General features: G+C 61.1%; 15 protein-coding genes. 3 read left to right on the top strand and 12 right to left on the bottom strand.

Annotated elements, in window-relative coordinates; all coding sequences use genetic code 11:
• Positions 1-274: 274 nt before the first annotated feature.
• Complete coding sequence (locus tag BTO20_RS41440; RefSeq protein ID WP_408632136.1) at positions 275-880, top strand: helix-turn-helix domain-containing protein; 606 nt, start codon at positions 275-277, stop codon at positions 878-880.
• A gap of 370 nt (positions 881-1,250) precedes the next feature.
• Here the strand turns inward: BTO20_RS41440 and BTO20_RS34270 are convergent, their stop codons facing one another.
• Positions 1,251-1,547, bottom strand: a complete 297-nt coding sequence (locus tag BTO20_RS34270; RefSeq protein WP_029371499.1) for an antibiotic biosynthesis monooxygenase family protein — start codon at positions 1,545-1,547, stop codon at positions 1,251-1,253.
• Between the two features lie 436 nt (positions 1,548-1,983).
• On the opposite strand from BTO20_RS34270, the gene BTO20_RS34265 reads away from it, so the two are divergent.
• Positions 1,984-2,886, top strand: coding sequence for a uroporphyrinogen-III synthase (locus BTO20_RS34265; protein ID WP_087080679.1), 903 nt, complete (start codon positions 1,984-1,986; stop codon positions 2,884-2,886).
• A gap of 729 nt (positions 2,887-3,615) precedes the next feature.
• Here BTO20_RS34265 and BTO20_RS34255 read toward each other — a convergent pair.
• The 6 genes from BTO20_RS34255 to BTO20_RS34230 all read right to left on the bottom strand — a co-directional run bounded on the left by BTO20_RS34255 (position 3,616) and on the right by BTO20_RS34230 (position 11,182).
• Positions 3,616-4,830: an acetyl-CoA C-acetyltransferase gene (locus tag BTO20_RS34255; protein WP_087080676.1), complete on the bottom strand. Its 1,215-nt coding sequence runs from the start codon at positions 4,828-4,830 to the stop codon at positions 3,616-3,618.
• 47 nt (positions 4,831-4,877) lie between these two features.
• A complete protein-coding gene (locus BTO20_RS34250; RefSeq protein ID WP_051244096.1) occupies positions 4,878-5,708 on the bottom strand; it encodes an SDR family oxidoreductase in 831 nt (276 codons plus the stop codon).
• Between the two features lie 97 nt (positions 5,709-5,805).
• Positions 5,806-6,747, bottom strand: a complete 942-nt coding sequence (locus tag BTO20_RS34245; RefSeq protein WP_087080674.1) for an AraC family transcriptional regulator — start codon at positions 6,745-6,747, stop codon at positions 5,806-5,808.
• Between the two features lie 242 nt (positions 6,748-6,989).
• Positions 6,990-8,288 carry a lipase family protein gene (locus BTO20_RS34240; protein WP_087080672.1) on the bottom strand — a complete coding sequence of 433 codons (1,299 nt, stop codon included), beginning with the start codon at positions 8,286-8,288 and terminating at the stop codon, positions 6,990-6,992.
• Between the two features lie 360 nt (positions 8,289-8,648).
• Positions 8,649-10,163 carry a long-chain-fatty-acid--CoA ligase gene (locus BTO20_RS34235; protein WP_087080670.1) on the bottom strand — a complete coding sequence of 505 codons (1,515 nt, stop codon included), beginning with the start codon at positions 10,161-10,163 and terminating at the stop codon, positions 8,649-8,651.
• A gap of 50 nt (positions 10,164-10,213) precedes the next feature.
• Positions 10,214-11,182 (bottom strand): polysaccharide deacetylase family protein, encoded by a 969-nt coding sequence (locus BTO20_RS34230; protein WP_087080668.1) that lies wholly within the window; start codon positions 11,180-11,182, stop codon positions 10,214-10,216.
• A 260-nt stretch (positions 11,183-11,442) separates the two neighbouring features.
• Between BTO20_RS34230 and BTO20_RS34225 the strand changes: the two genes are divergently transcribed.
• The gene (locus BTO20_RS34225) at positions 11,443-12,459 is read left to right on the top strand and encodes an NADP-dependent oxidoreductase (RefSeq protein ID WP_036425179.1); all 1,017 of its coding nucleotides are present in this window, start codon (positions 11,443-11,445) and stop codon (positions 12,457-12,459) included.
• 90 nt (positions 12,460-12,549) lie between these two features.
• On the opposite strand, the gene BTO20_RS34220 is transcribed toward BTO20_RS34225, so the two are convergent.
• The 5 genes from BTO20_RS34220 to BTO20_RS34200 form a co-directional block, all read right to left on the bottom strand.
• Complete coding sequence (locus tag BTO20_RS34220) at positions 12,550-13,302, bottom strand: DJ-1/PfpI family protein (protein WP_198344169.1); 753 nt, start codon at positions 13,300-13,302, stop codon at positions 12,550-12,552.
• Between the two features lie 124 nt (positions 13,303-13,426).
• Entirely contained in the window at positions 13,427-14,437 is a 1,011-nt protein-coding gene (locus BTO20_RS34215) for an alpha/beta hydrolase (protein WP_087080664.1), read from the bottom strand.
• Between the two features lie 74 nt (positions 14,438-14,511).
• A complete protein-coding gene (locus tag BTO20_RS34210) occupies positions 14,512-14,925 on the bottom strand; it encodes a RidA family protein (RefSeq protein WP_087080662.1) in 414 nt (137 codons plus the stop codon).
• A 25-nt stretch (positions 14,926-14,950) separates the two neighbouring features.
• The gene (locus tag BTO20_RS34205; RefSeq protein WP_198344168.1) at positions 14,951-16,120 is read right to left on the bottom strand and encodes an NAD-dependent epimerase/dehydratase family protein; all 1,170 of its coding nucleotides are present in this window, start codon (positions 16,118-16,120) and stop codon (positions 14,951-14,953) included.
• Positions 16,121-16,268: 148 nt separating this feature from the next.
• The gene (locus BTO20_RS34200) at positions 16,269-16,697 is read right to left on the bottom strand and encodes a Rid family hydrolase (protein ID WP_087080659.1); all 429 of its coding nucleotides are present in this window, start codon (positions 16,695-16,697) and stop codon (positions 16,269-16,271) included.
• Positions 16,698-16,724 lie beyond the last annotated feature (27 nt).

Genomic DNA, 16,724 nt, shown 5'->3' with positions numbered 1-16,724 from the left:
TGGTTTCTGAAAACTTGACCCTCTGCAGGTCTCGTGAACTTGACCCACCGGGACTGTGGATTAAACGGTGTTTCTGCCCTGACGCGCTGAGCGATGCTCGACGGGGATGGTGCCGTCATGACGACACTGGATGATGTGGCAAAGAGGAAGTCGCCCGATGGTGTCCGTGGCCATGAAAAAGTACCCACTGGTGGCCAAGTAGAGGTATCCGGTTTTGGCCAGGTAAAAGTATCCACCCCGTGTTCGTCGTGTCGATCAGGAACTGCGGGCCCCGATGGTGACGGTGAAGGCGCCAACCAATCGCCGCCACCATCGGGGAGTTCCATTGAAGTCTGCGAAGGACCGTATGGACATCATTTCTGCCTACCAACAGCTCGGGTCGTACAGGGCCGCCGCCGAGGCGTGCGGCACCACCCACCGCACCGTCAAGAAGATCATCGACAAGTTCGAAGCCGACCAGGCCGGCGTGCCACCGGCGCCGCGAACCGAACGGGCCCACAATTACGACGCGGTGGCTCATCTGGTCGCCGAACGGGTCGAGAAATCACAGGGTCGGATCTCGGCCACGCGATTGCTGCCGATCGCCCGTGCCGCAGGGAGGGTTCAGGCCGTCGCCCGGCGGTGTGGTCGCCGGGCGAAGGGTGACATGGCGCAGTGGTGCGTTGGCTCAGGCGAGCACGGGTCGGTCCAGGTCGTTGAGGTGGTCGACGGCGTTGCGCCCGATTACTCCGAGAGCGCCGACGGCGAGGGTATGAGAGTCATTGTCAGACAACGTGAGCCGGTGATCAGCTTGGTGAGATCGGATACCGGGAACACGATTGCGCCGCCGACATCTTCTGGGCCCCGATCTGCCCGACCGGGAGCTTGCGCACCTCGGTAGCGAAATGTTTGATGGCGGCTTCGCGGTCGAGGCCGTACTCGGCAGCCAGACTGACAGCGAACCCGCCGCCCCTGTCCCAATGGGCGGTGCGGGTCGGCCCCCGGAGAGACGATGTTGCTGCGAATGCCCATGGCGCCGAACTCGTTCGCCATGACTTGGACAGGTTGACGACGCTGTATATCACGCGTCCCGTCAACCCTGCGCTGTTTGCCGATACCTGGCGGGACGAGGAGGTGCCGAAATCGTGATGCAGTAGCCGATCCGCAACCGATCGCCTCGAATTGTAACCAAGAACGCGGGAGCCAGCCGATAGTGCCTAAGAACTTCCACCGATACGCTGAGTCCGTAGAGGATCTTCGTCCTGATGCCTTCAGGACAGGTCGACGACTTCGAACTCGAGCAGGTCGGCCCCGGTGGCCACCGGTTTGCGTCCGTCGGCGACCGGCCCGTGGTCAACCGCCTTCGCCCGCCAGGCATCAAAGGACTCCTGGCTCTCCCAGGTCGTCATCACGAAGTACCGATCTTCGCCTTTGACTGGGCGCAACAAGGTAAAACCCTCGAACCCGGGTTCGCCGTCGATAATGCGCGCCCGTGCAGCAAAGCGTCCTTCCAATTCAGCGCCCTGGCCTGCCGGAACATGCAGGGCATTGATCTTCACTACAGACATCAATCTCCTTGTGTCATCGGTTGTTAGTGGCGGTCACTGAGCAGTGAGTGCGACCGATCTTCGGTGATGGACCGAACTGGGCCTGATGCTGTTCACCGACGAAGCTCAATTCTACTGAAGGTTCGGCTCCCGGGCATTGCGACTGTCTCTGCTTGCCGATACGAAAAGCGTTGGCACGCAGTTGTAACACTATGGCAGCAACCTAACGCAGCCTGGCACGATCGCCGCTGGCGACGTCCGAACGCGCCGACGATGATGAAGTGGCCGGTTTCTTCGCAAGCCCAGGAAGGGACAACGCTCTTGATCGCCATCGACCAGTCGCTGGAGCGCTCGTTCGTAAATATCCACGCGGGCAGCGCCTTTCACCTCGCTGTCGCCATGACGAGATCGAACCTCGTCAAAGGCAAATAGCTGGTAGCGATGTCAGCATCAACACATGACGCTTAACGGTGAGAGTTCCTGCCGCACGTTGGGCAGCAGGGAAGTGACGGCATCACCGCTGCGACAAAATGATTCGTCAACCGCTGGGTGGTCTCTTGAAGGTCGCCTGATCGGAGTGACAGCGGCTCGGAAAGCCCGAGAGCAGATCGAGATGTTCCAGCGACGCGGCGCCGATATCATGTGGGCGCCCGCGCTGTCACTTGTCCCGTCGATGATCGACGAGCGGGAGCTTCGCCGCACTACGCAGGCCGTCGTGGGCCGGCCTGCGGATCTGTTTCTGGCGACAACCGGTACCGGCATAAATTCCTGGTTCGAATCCGCCGACTCATGGGGATTGGGTCACGATCTGGTCCGAGTCGCCGCCGGCGCCGAGGTGTTGGCTCGGGGACCGAAGTCAGCCGGTGCACTGGTCGGGCGGGGTGTACGCGTTGACTGGTCGCCGCGGAGTGAGTGCTTCGCAGATGTCCTGGCCCACCTATGCCGCAGAGACCTCTCTGGTAAGCGAATCATCATGCAGGAGCATGGCCTCTCGCAGGATCGCGCAGCTCAGGTCCTGCGCGAGCGGGGGGCTGAGGTGATTATCGCCTCGATCTACCGTGTCGAAGGACCTGAGTCGCCGGCGCGGCTTGATGAACTTCTCGATCTGGTCGTCGGTCATGCTCTCGACGCACTCACCTTCACCTCGGCGCCTGCCGTCGCCTCGATCATGCGCGCCGCCGCACTCACCGGTCGCGAATCCGCCTTCGTTGATGCGCTACGCGGCGACATTGTGGTCGCGTGCGTGGGACCGGTGGCTGCAGACGCATTCTCGCCCTGGAGTATTCCTGTCGTCGTGCCTCGCCGCTATCGGCTCGGCGCGCTCGTCAAACTCGTCGAATCCTACCTAAAGCAACGCTGACCCGTGAACCAGAGTCGATCGACACGCTCACTCACGCCGCATCCCGTTGCGTGGCGACACTTGGGCCCAGCGGCCTCGACCACCAATCGAACAAGGAACGCCGGCAGACCTTTTGGCGATCTCTCTGATGGGAGCGGGTGCACCGGCATGGATGGATCGTTATGAGGCAACCGCATCCTCACCAAGTTCCTTTGATCGGTCTGGTCCGGTCCCGAGCATCGAGCATTGCTCTTCGGGTCGGCTTGGGAGCCGTATGCGCGCTACTCGGCTCCGCCTGTGCGGCACATATAGCTCCCCGCACTGAAACCCGATGGCCTGCTTCGGATAGTAGCTCTCACATAGCACGTGATGTTGTTGAGGAACTGAAGCGCAGCGGGTTACAGCCGGGCCAGCCCGTGGACAGCAGCGCCGCGGACTGTCCGAGGATCGGATGCGCGCAGTCGATCACCACCGAGCGTATGCAAGTTCTCTCGTTTCGCACAAGTGGTGCGGCTCAGCTATATGCAGCAGATCACGGCATGCGCCAGGTAATGACTGTAGTCGTCGCATTCGGCCCGACGATGCATGCCGAGGAGCGTCAGGCATACTGGGCCGCCATCACCCGTCTGATGAGTTAGGTGGGGTCGCAGGGCGAATCGTGTTTGGTCGCGGTGCGTGCGAGAGTCGCATTCCGGTCAATGACGTCACTGGATGCCCGAGTTGAGTGACGTCACCAACCTCTGGGTCATGTTATGACAGGCGTTCGAGAATCATAGCCATGCCTTGGCCGCCCCCGACGCACATGGTTTCTAGACCGAATTGCTTGTCATGGAACATCATCGAGTTGATCAGCGTGCTGGTGATCCGGGCGCCCGTCATACCGAAAGGATGGCCGAGTGCGATGGCGCCACCGTTGATGTTGACTTTGTCTTCGTCCACACCTAGTTCTCGCATGGAAGGGATGACTTGGGCAGCGAAAGCCTCGTTGATCTCGACGAGGTCGATATCGTGGATGTCGAGGTTGGCCCGCCGCAATGCCTGTCTGCTCGCTTCAACAGGCCCGAGTCCCATGATTTCTGGTGACAATCCGGTGACGCCTGTGCTGACTATGCGTGCAAGTGGAGTGATACCGAGTTCGGTTGCCTTGGAATCTGACATCACCACGAGTGCGGCTGCACCGTCGTTGAGTGGGCAGCTGTTGCCCGCGGTTACAGTTCCGTCTGTCCTGAACACCGGCGGCAGTGCGGCTACGGCTTCGAGAGTGACATCGGTGCGTGGGCAATCGTCGGTGCTTACATAGCTGCCGTCGGGTAGACGTACAGGGGTGATGTCGCGACCCCAAAAGCCGTACTGGATGGCCGCTTCGGCGCGGTTCTGGCTGCGCACCGCGAAGGCGTCCTGATCGGCGCGGCTGACTCCCTTTAAGTTGGCCACGTTCTCCGCGGTCTGCCCCATCGCGATGTAGAGATCTGGTAGCTGATCCCCGGCTCGGGGATCAGCCCAGCTGAGGTTGTCCTTTGCTCGGGCGGCGGTGCGGGACTGAGCATCGGCAAAGAGGGGGTTCCGTCCTTCGGGGTTGTCCGAGGCGCCGTTGAAGTATCGACTGACAGTCTCTACACCGGCAGAGATGAATACGTCCCCTTCGCCAGAGCGTATGGCGTGCAGTGCCATACGAGTTGTCTGCAAACTGCTTGAACAGTAGCGATTGACCGTGACACCGGGGAGTTGATCGAGGCCGGCCAAGACGGCTACGGCTCGGCCCAGGTTGTTTCCGGATTCGCCTGCCGGTTGGCCGACACCGAGCATGAGGTCGTCGATCTGGGTGGGATCGAGTTCGGGGACTTTGGCCAGTGCGGCGAGCACGGCGTGTGCGGCGAGGTCGTCGGCGCGAAGGTCTTTGAGGGATCCCTTGACGGCGCGGCCGATCGGGGTTCGCGCAGTGGAGACGATGACGGCTTCGGGCATGCGGGTACTCCTGTGGTGTTGGTGATGTGTGCTGTCGGGATGAGGGTTCAGTTCGTGGCGCCGCTGAATCCGCCGTCGACCGGAAGCACGGCTGCGGTGACGAACGCCCCGGCTGTTGAGGAGAGGAATCTGACGGCGCCGACGATGTCGTCGGCTTGGCCGTAGCGGCCGAGGGGGACGGTGTTGAGCAGCTCGCCTTCCTGCGCGGGGTCGGCCGCGACGTGGCTGAGCATGTCGGTGAGGAACGGCCCGGGGGCGATGGCGTTGACCGTGATGCTGTCTGGTGCCAGGCGGCCGGCTAGATGGCGGGTGAGCATATGCAGGCCCGCCTTGCTGGCGCTGTAGGAGTAGTTCTCCCACCGCGGTGCGACCAGCCCGTCGACGCTGCCGATGTTGATGATGCTGGCGGGACGCTGCGCGTTGGCGCCTTTGCGCAGCAACGGGAGCAGTCCGACGATGATGCTGAAGGGGGAGACAAGGTTGGTGTTCAGGACCTTGCTCCAGCCGGCGATTGGGTAATCCTCCAGGGGTGCTCCCCACGTGGTGCCGGCGTTGTTGATCAGGATGTCGATGTGCTCGTGGCGATCGTTGACCGAGTTGACCAGATGTTCGATGCCGGCCGGCGTCGAGAGATCGGCGCTGATGTAGCTACAGCGGCCTGAACCTCCGAGAGTCTCTGCCTCGCTATTGATCTGGTGGGCAGTGGCGCGGCACTGTTCGACTTTGCGGCTGGTGATGATCACATCGGCACCATCGGTGACCAGCCCGCGGGCGATCATGGCGCCGATTCCGCGGGATCCTCCGGTCACCACGGCTATGCGGCCGCTGACAGAGAACAGGGTGTCGTTATCGGCGAGAGGATGAGTTGCATGTTCCATGCTTCGACGCTAAGAGATGGTGCGGCGTACTAGCTTGGAGCCTTGCGCACGTATGTTGTTGTGCGCGACGTATTTAACGGATGTTGGCAGCAGATTTTCAGTGAGATGTGCGGGTGTCTGATGGTCGTTCGCCGAAGCTGCGGTGGTAGGCGTTGCTGAAGGTGCTCAGGTCGCCGAATCCTGATGAGAAAGCGATCTGGGTGATGCTCTGCGCCCGCCAACCGGGATCCTGAAGGCGAAGTCGCGCCAGTGCGAGCCGCTCCTCGCGGATCAGGTCCGAGGGTGTGGTGCCCACGCGTTGCAGTTGGTTCTGAATATGGCGCAGTGACCAGCCCAAGCCTGCGGCGATGCCTGCGCCGGTCAGCGCCGGATCGTGTGCGTTGCTGCGCACATAGCGGCGGATGGAATCGACTAGTGCGTCGGCGGGAACATTGTCCAGCGGTGCGCTGAGATCGTTGTAGGCGATGGCGATGAGGTCGACGATCCGGTCCATCACTGCGTCGAACTGGAAGCCGTCCAGTTGATCGCGCTCGCCACGGATCGTGCGTAGCTGATCGACGACGATCCGGCCGAGCCCGCGCCGCGCATCAAGGGATATCGGACGATCATTGGTCGGCCGCGCCAGTCGAGAGTCGAGGTGATCTCGTGGAATGACAAGGGCTACCGCCGAGACGTTGTCGCCATGTCGCATATCCATCGCAGCATCCAGCGAGGTGAGCGTCATCGTGTGTGGCACCGCGACGATGTCGCTGTCCCCTTGTGCAAGCTGCAGATGACCATGGACTGGGATGAGCAACTCGTAAGAACCGTGCGGAGATCGCCGGATCTGGGTGGAATCTCGAGTCAGTGCTTCAGCGTCACCCCACCAACGGACCAGTCGATAGCGACCCGACTGCTGATATTCGATCCGCCCGGAGTAGTCATCGGCCAGCGCGAAGGACATCGGACAGTGAATCTCTGACACACGGTCTCGCCACCAGTCGCTGCGATCCTTGGCGCCCAGATCCTGGGTACTAAGGGTCTGCACGATGTAGCTCATGTCGGAACGTCGCTTTCTCGTGGTGGGCGCCTCTGCTTGTCGCCAAGCTGGTTGCGCTGGGCAGGTTTGGTGGCAGCGCACTCACTGTTGAAATGTGACCTAGAACACGTCTTGGCTATATGCGCAGCGTACCTTTTGCTGTGCGCATGGCCAACTTCGTAGCGAACTGTATTCGCCCGATTGCGGTGCGGCCATCACGGTTTGAGGCGACTTCGCAACCGGACCGCGGCAAACGTCACATGTCAGGCCGGGGCCGGAATCTGACCGCAGTTGGGCGCACTGGGTATCCCATTGAACCGGTCGGCGATCCAGCTCATACTTCGCTCTCCATCGACAAAGACGGGCAGCATGGAATTGATGTCCAACTTGTTGAACAGCGGTGGCTGTTCATTGGTCCACAGCGTTACGTCGGCGCCCATCGCGCACCAGTCGGCCGCGGTTTGTTCTACGGCGGAGTACGGATCAAAGGGATCCCACCGATTGTGAGTCAGATAGACAGGGCCGGTGGGTTTGACGTTGCCGATCCGCTGGGCCCACAGCAGGGACTTGAAGGGTTCCGCGGCGGCGGTGGCGAAGATGTCCTGTTTGAACCAAAACTGGATATGACGAAACATGTAGTCGACACCGGTCTGCAGCAGGCATTGACTGCCGGTATTGGCCAGCATTTCCACTCCGCGCGGGGTGAGGGCATCCCAGATGGGCTGCTCGGTCGCAGGATAGGACGCCATGATCCCTCGCAGGACATAGCCGAGAACACCGGCCAAGAAGTTGCCGTCCATGGCGGGCAGGACTGCCGCGATATCCGTTGGTGCCGCAGCAGCGTACGTGCCAACAACGTGCAGCTCGGTACCGTAGCTCGCGGCCAATTCGGCCGCTGACAGCGCCGCGTGCGCGCCCGCGAGCCACCCCCAAAAAGCGACAGGGCCGTGCGGGTCCAGGGACGTGCCGGGCAACTTCATTGCAGCGCGGGCAGCGTCTATGAGTGCAGCTCCGCCAGCGTTGCGGTTGAGGAATTGCGGAGACCTAGAGTCATGGATACCCATCCCGACGCCGTCAGTGATGACGATGGCGAAGCCACGCGCGAGCAGGGTCGCGACCCACCCCTCCTCCAGGTTGAACATGACATCAAAACCGGTCTGCAAGGAGGCGTGGATGCCCTGATTGAACATGCGCGACGGTGCACACTGTTCGCCCATGCCAAAGCCCATGACCGCATACGCGAGAAGGGGACGGGGGCCGATGCCCGGCCAAGGTACGTCGGGTTCTATGTAGGTGCCAGTCACCGCCACTGGCTGTCCTTGGGCATCGGTGCTGCGGTACATGATCCGCGTTCCTGTGCCGACAAACGCTCCGAGTTGCCCGGACGGTTCGAGTACCAGCCGCGACGGTTCGGTGCGGATGAGGTCGCCCGGCCGGCCGGGCGGGAGCGGACTAGGTGGCGTGTAGAACGGGAGATACGCAGTTTCGTCTGCACGCACGACCGGCAGCATTGCCGATCCGCAGACCGCGAGTACGATAACCGCGACGGCCAACCCGAGCATGCGTACCAACCAACGCGTCACGTGAGTACGCACCGAACCTGGCACCACAGCGGTTTGGGACCAGGATCGTGGTGTGGCAGTGCGTTCGGGCGTGAGATGAGTCATGTTGGCTGCTCCGGGGATTGAGGTCTGGGGTCGGGAAATTCGGGAAGAGGCACAGCCTGCAGTCGGATCGCTCGGTCTGCGGTTGAGGCGTCTGCTGCGATGGCGGGCCGGAACGAGTGAACGGCGCTCATCGCCGTGGTGCTGTGGTTCGGGCGCCGATCGTGAAACCCCGGACAGGCGGGTCTGTCAGCCCTCCGAGCCCTGGTGACATTTAGTAAAAGCGCTGTGGCGCAGTGTTGTTAATCCGCCCCCCGACTATGCGATGGCCGCGCTGTTCGCGTTTTTGAGCTGATGTTTGAGGACCTTGCCCGTGGCGTTGAGTGGAAGCTCGTGGCAAAACTGAACTGTGCGTGGGCATTTGTATACGGCCAGGCGGTCACGGCACCATGCGATAACTTCAGATTCGGCAAGCGTCGTGCCCGGCCGCGTGATCACGAAGGCTTTGATCTCTTCGCCGACGCGTTCATCGGCAATCCCCACCACCGCGGCGAGAGTGATGTCGGAATGAGTCATCAGGGTCTCCTCGACCTCGCGGGGGTAGACATTGAACCCGCCGCGCACGATGAGATCTTTGGCGCGATCGACGATGTAGAAAAAGTTGTCTTCGTCGCGAGTGGCGATATCACCAGTGTGAAACCAGCCGGCAGAATCGATGGCCTCATCGGTCGCGTCAGGGCGACCTATGTATCCTTTCATGACGTTGTGCCCGCGGACGACGAGTTCACCGCGATCGCCAGGACCGCAGTGCTGGCCGTCGGCACCGAGCAGCGCGAGTTCGACTCCCCACACCGGCATCCCGATGGAACCGGGGCGGCTGGGTCGGTCGAGTCGATTGAAAGCCACCACCGGGCTTGTTTCGGACAAGCCGTATCCTTCGCGGATGCCCACCCCGAAGACGGTCTCGAATCGCTTGAGAAGCTCGACGGGCAGCGCGGCGCCACCGGACATGGCCACTTTGAGCTGCCTGCCCAGTGCGGTGATGTCATCGCGGTTCGCAGCTGCGCCCAGCAGCGCCCAGTACATGGTGGGTACGCCGGCGAACACCGTGATCTGATGATCGCGGATCAGGTTCAATGCGGTACCGGCATCGAATCGGGTCAACAGCACGAGCGTTCCACCCTGGCTGAAACCGGCGTTTAGCTGGACAGTTTGGGCGAACGAGTGAAACAGCGGCAGTGTCACCAACTGCGACTCACCGTGTATGTCGAAAAGACGGTGACACGTCAGAGCGTTCAGGACAAGGTTAGCGTGTGTGAGCTCGGCGCCCTTGGGCTTACCTGTGGTGCCGCTGGTGTACAGGATGACGGCAGTGTCAGTCGCGTCGGTCGGGACCAACACATCCTCGCCAGAGTGCTCGCCGAGGAGTTCGGCCAGGTCGTTGATGGCAATGGAGAATTCGCATGTGGCGACGTCGTCGAAGCCGCGCCACGCATCGTCGGGCAGGTAGGCATCAGCAAAAAAGTAAGCACGCGCGCCCGAATCGCGAAGATGGTAGGCGACTTCGGCGCGCTTCAGCATGGTGTTCATCGGTACGACGACCGCGCCCGCCTTCAGGATCCCGTAATAGATGACGGGGAACTCGAGAACATTCGGGACACTCATCGCGACTCGATCACCGGCGTTGACGCCACGGCGAATCAACAGCGCTGCGATCTGATTGGCCGCAGCGTTGACCTCACGGTAGGTCATCCGGCGGTCCCCTTCGAGCACTGCTGCCGTAGTGGGTCGTTCCCGGGCGGTATCAGTCAGCATGACAGAGAGATTGAGCACGAGTTACTTTCTCTTTCTTATGATGTGATGGCCTCGACACTGCCCCTTGGTTATGACCAGTCCCATAGATAGGGCGAGCCCACCTGATCAGCGATCGGCTTGAGGACCTTCTCGTCGTAGAACTGAAGGGTGTCCATACCGTTGATCGGGCACTTGACCAGGATTTCGCCGAAAAGCTCGTCAGAAAGGTCGGGTTTCGCGATGCCGGCCGCCATCGCGTAACGCTGAAGGTGGTTGCTGAAGGAGTCCTGCACGGGCGGCATGCTGAAGTTCACCGGGTGCTGCATAGCCTTCTCAAGGCTGACGAATTGCACACCTCGCTGCTTGTACGCCTCGATGATGCGTCCGATAGTGCGTGCGGCCAGGGGCGTGCCATGCACCATCCAGATGTGCGGTACGTCGGTGCCGAACATGGCGCGGGCAGATGCGGCATGCGTCTCCAGTCCTTCGATAGCGCCCTGGACGTGGAGGTCTTCTAACCGGGCTTGCGCGTCAACATCTCCGGTGATGAGGGACCGCTGATACGGCACGATGTAGACGAAGTCACCGAACCAGCAGGTGATGGGTGCGTTTCGATATCCGTTGTCGCGCAAGAAGTCCTCGACTTGTCCACGTTTACTCTCCGATCCGGAACACATATCCATCGGGTAGCGGAAGTAGCGCTCGGGGGCTTGATCGACAAGCGGGCCGATAAGCTTCTCGGCCTGGTCAACGTCACGGCAGAAGTCGTCAGCGCTCATCCAACGCAGTGGAGCGTGTTGATGGGTGTGGTTGCCCAGGTGATGGCCGGCTTCCAGCCACGCGTTCCAGCACGCCAAGCTGGCCGGGTCCTTAGCGATGCTGTAGGTGTGTGCGAACCCGTAGATACCGTGCTGCCCGGCACCGGTCAGCGCCTCCGCGAGCGCGCGGGTCACGTCGAGCGAGCTATGTCCTTCGGGAAGCGGCGTACCGTCCCACAACACGAAATCATCGACCGTGATGGCCACTTGGACGTTACTGAGCGAAGCCTGGCCAGTCATGGCGAAGTTCCTTCTGCAAATGATGTGGCGGTCCGGTTGAACGCCACGCGACATTGAACCTATGAATGTGATGGGGAGCACGTCTTGGGCTCAGGCGCACGCCCACTTTCACCGCGCGCACGGCGATGGACGTCATCCACCTCGATGTTTGATGCAGCGCTGGAATCGAACTCCGTGCGCATGTAGCCAAGCCGCGCCGCTTCGTCCGTTTCTACCGTGGCATGACGGCCGCGCGAGCCGGAAACGGAAGGAAGATCCACGTGACGAAGACCCTGCAGTATGTGCTTGCCCGCCGCCCCAAAGGGCCAGTCGCCGAGGATGATTTTCGCCTCGTGGAGACCGTACTTCCAGATCTCGACGACGGCGATGTAGAGTTCGAAACCCTTTTCGTCTCAATAGATCCAGCGATTCGTGGTTGGCTAGACGACCGTCCAAGCTACCTGCCGCCTGTGCAGATCGGCGCTCCGGTACGAGCGCTGGGAATCGCCCGTGTGATCTCAACACGCCACAAAGGATTCTCGCCAGGAGATCTAGTGCGTGGGTTCGTCGGCTGGCAAGAGCGTTTCGTGGTCACCGCTCCAGGACCTGAGTGGGAACGTATCCCTGAGAATTCGGATGTACCGCTGCAGCGCTGGCTCGGAATACTCGGCATGACAGGGCTCACCGCCTGGGCAGGCATCCGCGACATACTTAAACCTCAAGCCGGACAGACTGTCCTGGTGTCCGGAGCCTCAGGTGCTGTCGGCAGCATCGCAGTGCAGCTCGCCAAGCATGCCGGCGCCCGCGTTGTCGGCATCGCCGGCGGTCCAGAAAAGTGCCGCATGCTCGTCGAAGATCTCGGCGCGGATGACGTCGTCGACCGTAAGGCGAAGAACTGGGCAGAACAACTGGTCGAGGCGACCCCCGAGGGGATCGACCTCGTCTTTGAGAACTCCGGAGGCCCAATGTTCGAAGCGACCATCGATCGACTCAACAACCACGCCCGCATAGCCCTATGCGGCTTGATCGATGGATACAACATGGATCAAAGGCCCGTAGGGCCACGAAACTTCGGACTGCTGCTCAGCAAACGTACCCAGCTACAGGGATTCATCGTCCTTGACTACTTCAACCGCGCGGCCAAGGCCCACCGGGAACTCTCACAGTTACTCCGACAAGGAACTCTCAAAGAACTCGACACCGTGGTACACGGTTTCCATGAGCTGCCGCTTGCTTTCATCCGATCGTTTGAATCTGGAACTCCAGGCAAGTTAGTAGTCGAGACTCTGCCCGTGTAGATACGTGAGCAATGACGTTCACCGTGAGGCAGAACAGGTCTCGCATATGCTGGGCCACTCGTTCGGAAGAGTCCGACGCATTGCCGTGCCTCAGCTATTGGTGACGATACGCCGGGCGGTTTGAATTCGACGCTCAAGAAGTGGTTTGCCTCGGGCGGTGACGGATTGCAAGACGTGTGGCGGCGCCGTTTCGGGTGTGCCGCTGGAGAACGGCGGCTGGGGTGCGTACTGCATGAAGAGTTGGATCGCTTGCGCTTCGTCGAGTCCGCGCAGTTCGGCCGCGACCATCAGGGCCGCGTCGATACCAGCGGTGACTCCGGCTGCGAACACGAAGCTACCGTCGGTGACTACGCGCTCAGGGACGACGGTAGCGCCGAAGACCGAAAGAACTTCGAGCGAACCCCAGTGTGTGGTTGCACGCCGTCCATGCAGCAACCCTGCGGCTCCCAGCAGCAGTGCGCCGGTACACACCGATAAGACACATCGAGCTCCAGACGCCTGCCTTTGCAACCAATCCAAAAGACGCCGGTCTTCCATATGGGCCTGCTGCCCGGGACCACCGGGTACGTGCAGCACATCCAGCTGCGGCGCTTCCTCGAGCACCGCATCGGGTAGAAGTGTCAGTCCACGACAATCACGGACGGGCTGTGGCGACATGCCGTATGTGGTGTACGTGACGTTGCTCAAAGAGGCGAGAACCTCGTAGGGGCCAGTGAAGTCGATCTGATCCATGTCCTCGAAGATGATGGATCCAATCTTCAGATTCTGCCGATGCTGTTTGGCCTCACCGCGATCGTCCATGCCGTCATTCTGGTTGGGGGAAAGGTCCGTTGCGCCAGTCATTGCTGCCACCTTCCGCATGACTGCAGCCATATCGCCGAGCCTTCAGCCGTCTGCGTACGCGGGCACACCGACAAACGCCACTGTCCGACCACTGTAGTCGGGTAGCTCAGTGTCTCGGAGTCAATCACCGTGGGGCACCCCTGCGAGCGAGGTCGTCGATCGCATCGGTGATTTCCGCCGAGCGCTCCTGGTGGACCCAGTGTCCGGCGTCCACTCCACGGATATCGAGATCGTCGCACAACTCGCGCATCGGGGATGCAAGTTCCGAGTAGGCGGCGTCGTTGACGTAGTCATGTCGGCCGACCACCAGCAGAGCCGGGAAGCTCACTCGATCTCGACCGGCCTGTTCGACAAATGCTCGGTTGTCATCATCGTTCATGTACAACGAGTTCACACCGAAAAACCCAGTCCGCGAATAATCGTCGACGAACCGTTTCAGGTCGCCGGTGCTGATCACCGTGGGATCGTGTTCCCTTGCCGGCGCCGGACCACCATCGAACCAGCCACCCCGTCTGCGTACCGTGGCCGTCGGCCACACAACGTTCTGTTGCCCCGGCTCATCGCCGCGGAGGAGGTTCGCGAAGAACGCTGCGATGTCGGCCTCGAATTGCTCTAGTGCAGAATCAAACTCCTCTGCGTAGAACTGGTAGTAGTCCATTTGCCCGGCGGGGTACTCAGTTTCGGGGTAGACATCCCGACGGACGAACGAAGCTACCCGCTCGAACCCCTTCTCTAGGGTGTCGTATGGCGTACTCAGGGATCCACCTGCCGCGAACCTCTCGGGATGGTGCCGGGCGGCGCTCCACACTGCGGGAGCACCCCAATCGTGGCCAACCCACGTTGCTCGATCGATTTCGAGCGCGTCCACTAACGCGATCAGGTCATCGACCTGATGCCGCAGCGCGTAATCATCGTGGTGTTTGAAAACCGTTGATCCACCAGTCCCACGCAGGTCCGGTGCGATTACTCGGTAGCCACGGGCTCCAAGCTCCGCGAGTTGGTGGCGCCAAGCCCATGATGTCTGCGGCCAACCGTGTACCAACACGACAGGCTGTCCATCGACAGGCCCAGATTCGCGGTACGCGATCACCTGCTCATCTATCTGAATCTGTTGCAGTGGCAAGTCTTCAATCATTGGCCTTCGCTTACGGTCGTCGTTTTCAGTAGTAGGCTCACCGTCGGATCGCCGAATTCGGCTGCTGGAAGGGCTCAGTCGCGATATGCGACGGCGGGGATCTCCAGGACTTGACCCGGCAACAAGAAGCCGGCGACCTGGACAATGGACATGTTGGGCGCGTGATCCCCGACCCACGGAACGTAAACTCGGGGGATGGCTTCCGCCAATGCGGGCAGGTCAGATGCGTAGATCGTCAAGGACACAAGATTCGTGCGGTCCAAGTGTTCAGTTTTCAAGAGGTCGTCGATAACTCGCAGGATGAACTCCAACTGCCTGGCAGTGTCATCGGGATGAACGATCTGCAGATCCTCCAAGCTGCCGACGTTCGCGACAACGCCTGCGAGATGGACGGTGTCGCCTGCACTCACGATCTGATTGAAGCCGAAGCCCTTGAAAACGTCAGGGGTTATGAAGTTGTTCACCTGCGGGGAAGACCTGCGAATCATGATGTTCCTTTCAAATAGACCGCATCTATTGCGGTGCACTGTTTCCGCGCCAGCGTGCGGCTCTCAATTGCTTGAGCCCGTCGGCGCGCGAGGTTTGTCCGACGTAGCCGAGCTCGGCACGGGCGGCACGATCGTCGGTAGTGAATTCTCGTCCGATCATGCGGACCATCGTTCGGGTCAAAGGTGGATCGGTCTGATCCGAGCGGAGGGAAGCAATGGTCTCCATGAACCATCCCAGGGAAACCGCCGCGGGGTAGGGAACTGATCGAAGTTTGTCGATGGAGAAGCCCTGGACATCAGCCAGCGACGCGATAAATTGGCGGAAGGTGATGGGTTCCCGGTCGTTCACGAAGTAGGCGTGTCCACCCGGACCGCCGCCGAGTGCAAGTTGCACCGCCTCGGCAACATTGTCGACGTGACAGGTACTGAACGGATAGTCGCCGCGGTTGATGAATGCGAACCTCCCGGTTTCGATGCGGCCGGGAATCTCGCGGCTGAACGAGTCGCCTGGGCCCCAGATCGCCGAGGGGCGCAGTGCGATGGTGCGAAACCTCATCGTGTTCGCCGCCAGCACTTCAGCCTCACTGATCGACTTGGTTGCGATATAGCCTGAGGAGCTTTTCGGATAGGTCTTCGCCGACTCGTTGACAGCGTGCATGGGGGAGCCACGGCCATCCATGACGACTCCAGCCGCACTCATGTACACGAATGTGGTGGCGCCGGCGTGCTTCGCAGCGTTGAGCAGCGCCCGAGTGCCTGCGACGTTGGAGCGGAAGTACGCCGCGCGCGACCCCGCGAAGCGGAAGTATGCCGCGGCGTGCACAACTGCATCGAGCGCGGGTAGGGCGAACTCGTCGGGACGATCGAGATCGCCGGGTAGCGGCGTTGCCCCCAGCGCACGGACCTTCTTGCCTGACGTGGAAGACCGAGCAAGAGCGAGTACGGTGTGCCCGTCCGCAGCCAACCTCCGGAGGAGGTGTTCGCCTACGAATCCGGAGCCCCCGGTGACGAGAATTTTCATGATTGCGGTCCTCTCGTTTCGGACGATTGCAGGCACTGCGCAGCCGACCGGCACGGACCGTGCGCAGTTTGGGGTCGCAAGCCCGTCAGTGTGGCCTTCGGTCGCTTGTTGCGAACGAGACCTGCTGAGGCAGAACATGCTCCGCGTTACGGTGCCGACCGCACGGCGAGCCATGTACTGCAATCTCGTTCGAACAGCAAAGCGCGGGCAGTCGCCGAATCATTCATCTGTTCCGCTCGAAGCAGGGCTACGATGCCTTGGCGATTGCGACAGGGCTGTCCCAACGCCGCCTCGCACCGAGACAGCCCTGTCGTAACGCGAGCTATTCGCCGCCAGCCCGGATCAGAGCGACAGCCTCGACCTCGATATGCATCTCGGGCAGACCCAGCGCTTTCACTCCCAGCGCAGTCCACAGTGGCAGGTGTTCTCCCGCCCGCTTGCGGAACTGATCAACGACTGCTGTCAGGTGATCGGCACCGATAGAACTTTCACTGGTGGGCTTGTGATACGTACTGACCTTCACGACGTCATGCCACGTGGCACCCGCCGCTAATAGGGTCTTTTCGACGTTGTCAAAGGCCTTTTCGATCTCTGCTTCCAGGGAATCGACCGGGAAGGTCAGGTCATCGTTCCATCCGCCCTGGCCGGAGATTTCCACGCGATCGCCGATCCGAACGGCCTGACCGTAGCTGTACTGTGTGCGAAAAATATCCCCATATCCGGGGGTGTCGAAGAACTCAGGGGTAGACATTCAGGTACATCCTTTCGTTGTCATTTC

Origin of the sequence: Mycobacterium dioxanotrophicus (genome assembly GCF_002157835.1) — a bacterium.
Classification (GTDB): domain Bacteria; phylum Actinomycetota; class Actinomycetes; order Mycobacteriales; family Mycobacteriaceae; genus Mycobacterium; species Mycobacterium dioxanotrophicus.
This window is presented reverse-complemented; position numbering and strand designations above follow the sequence as displayed.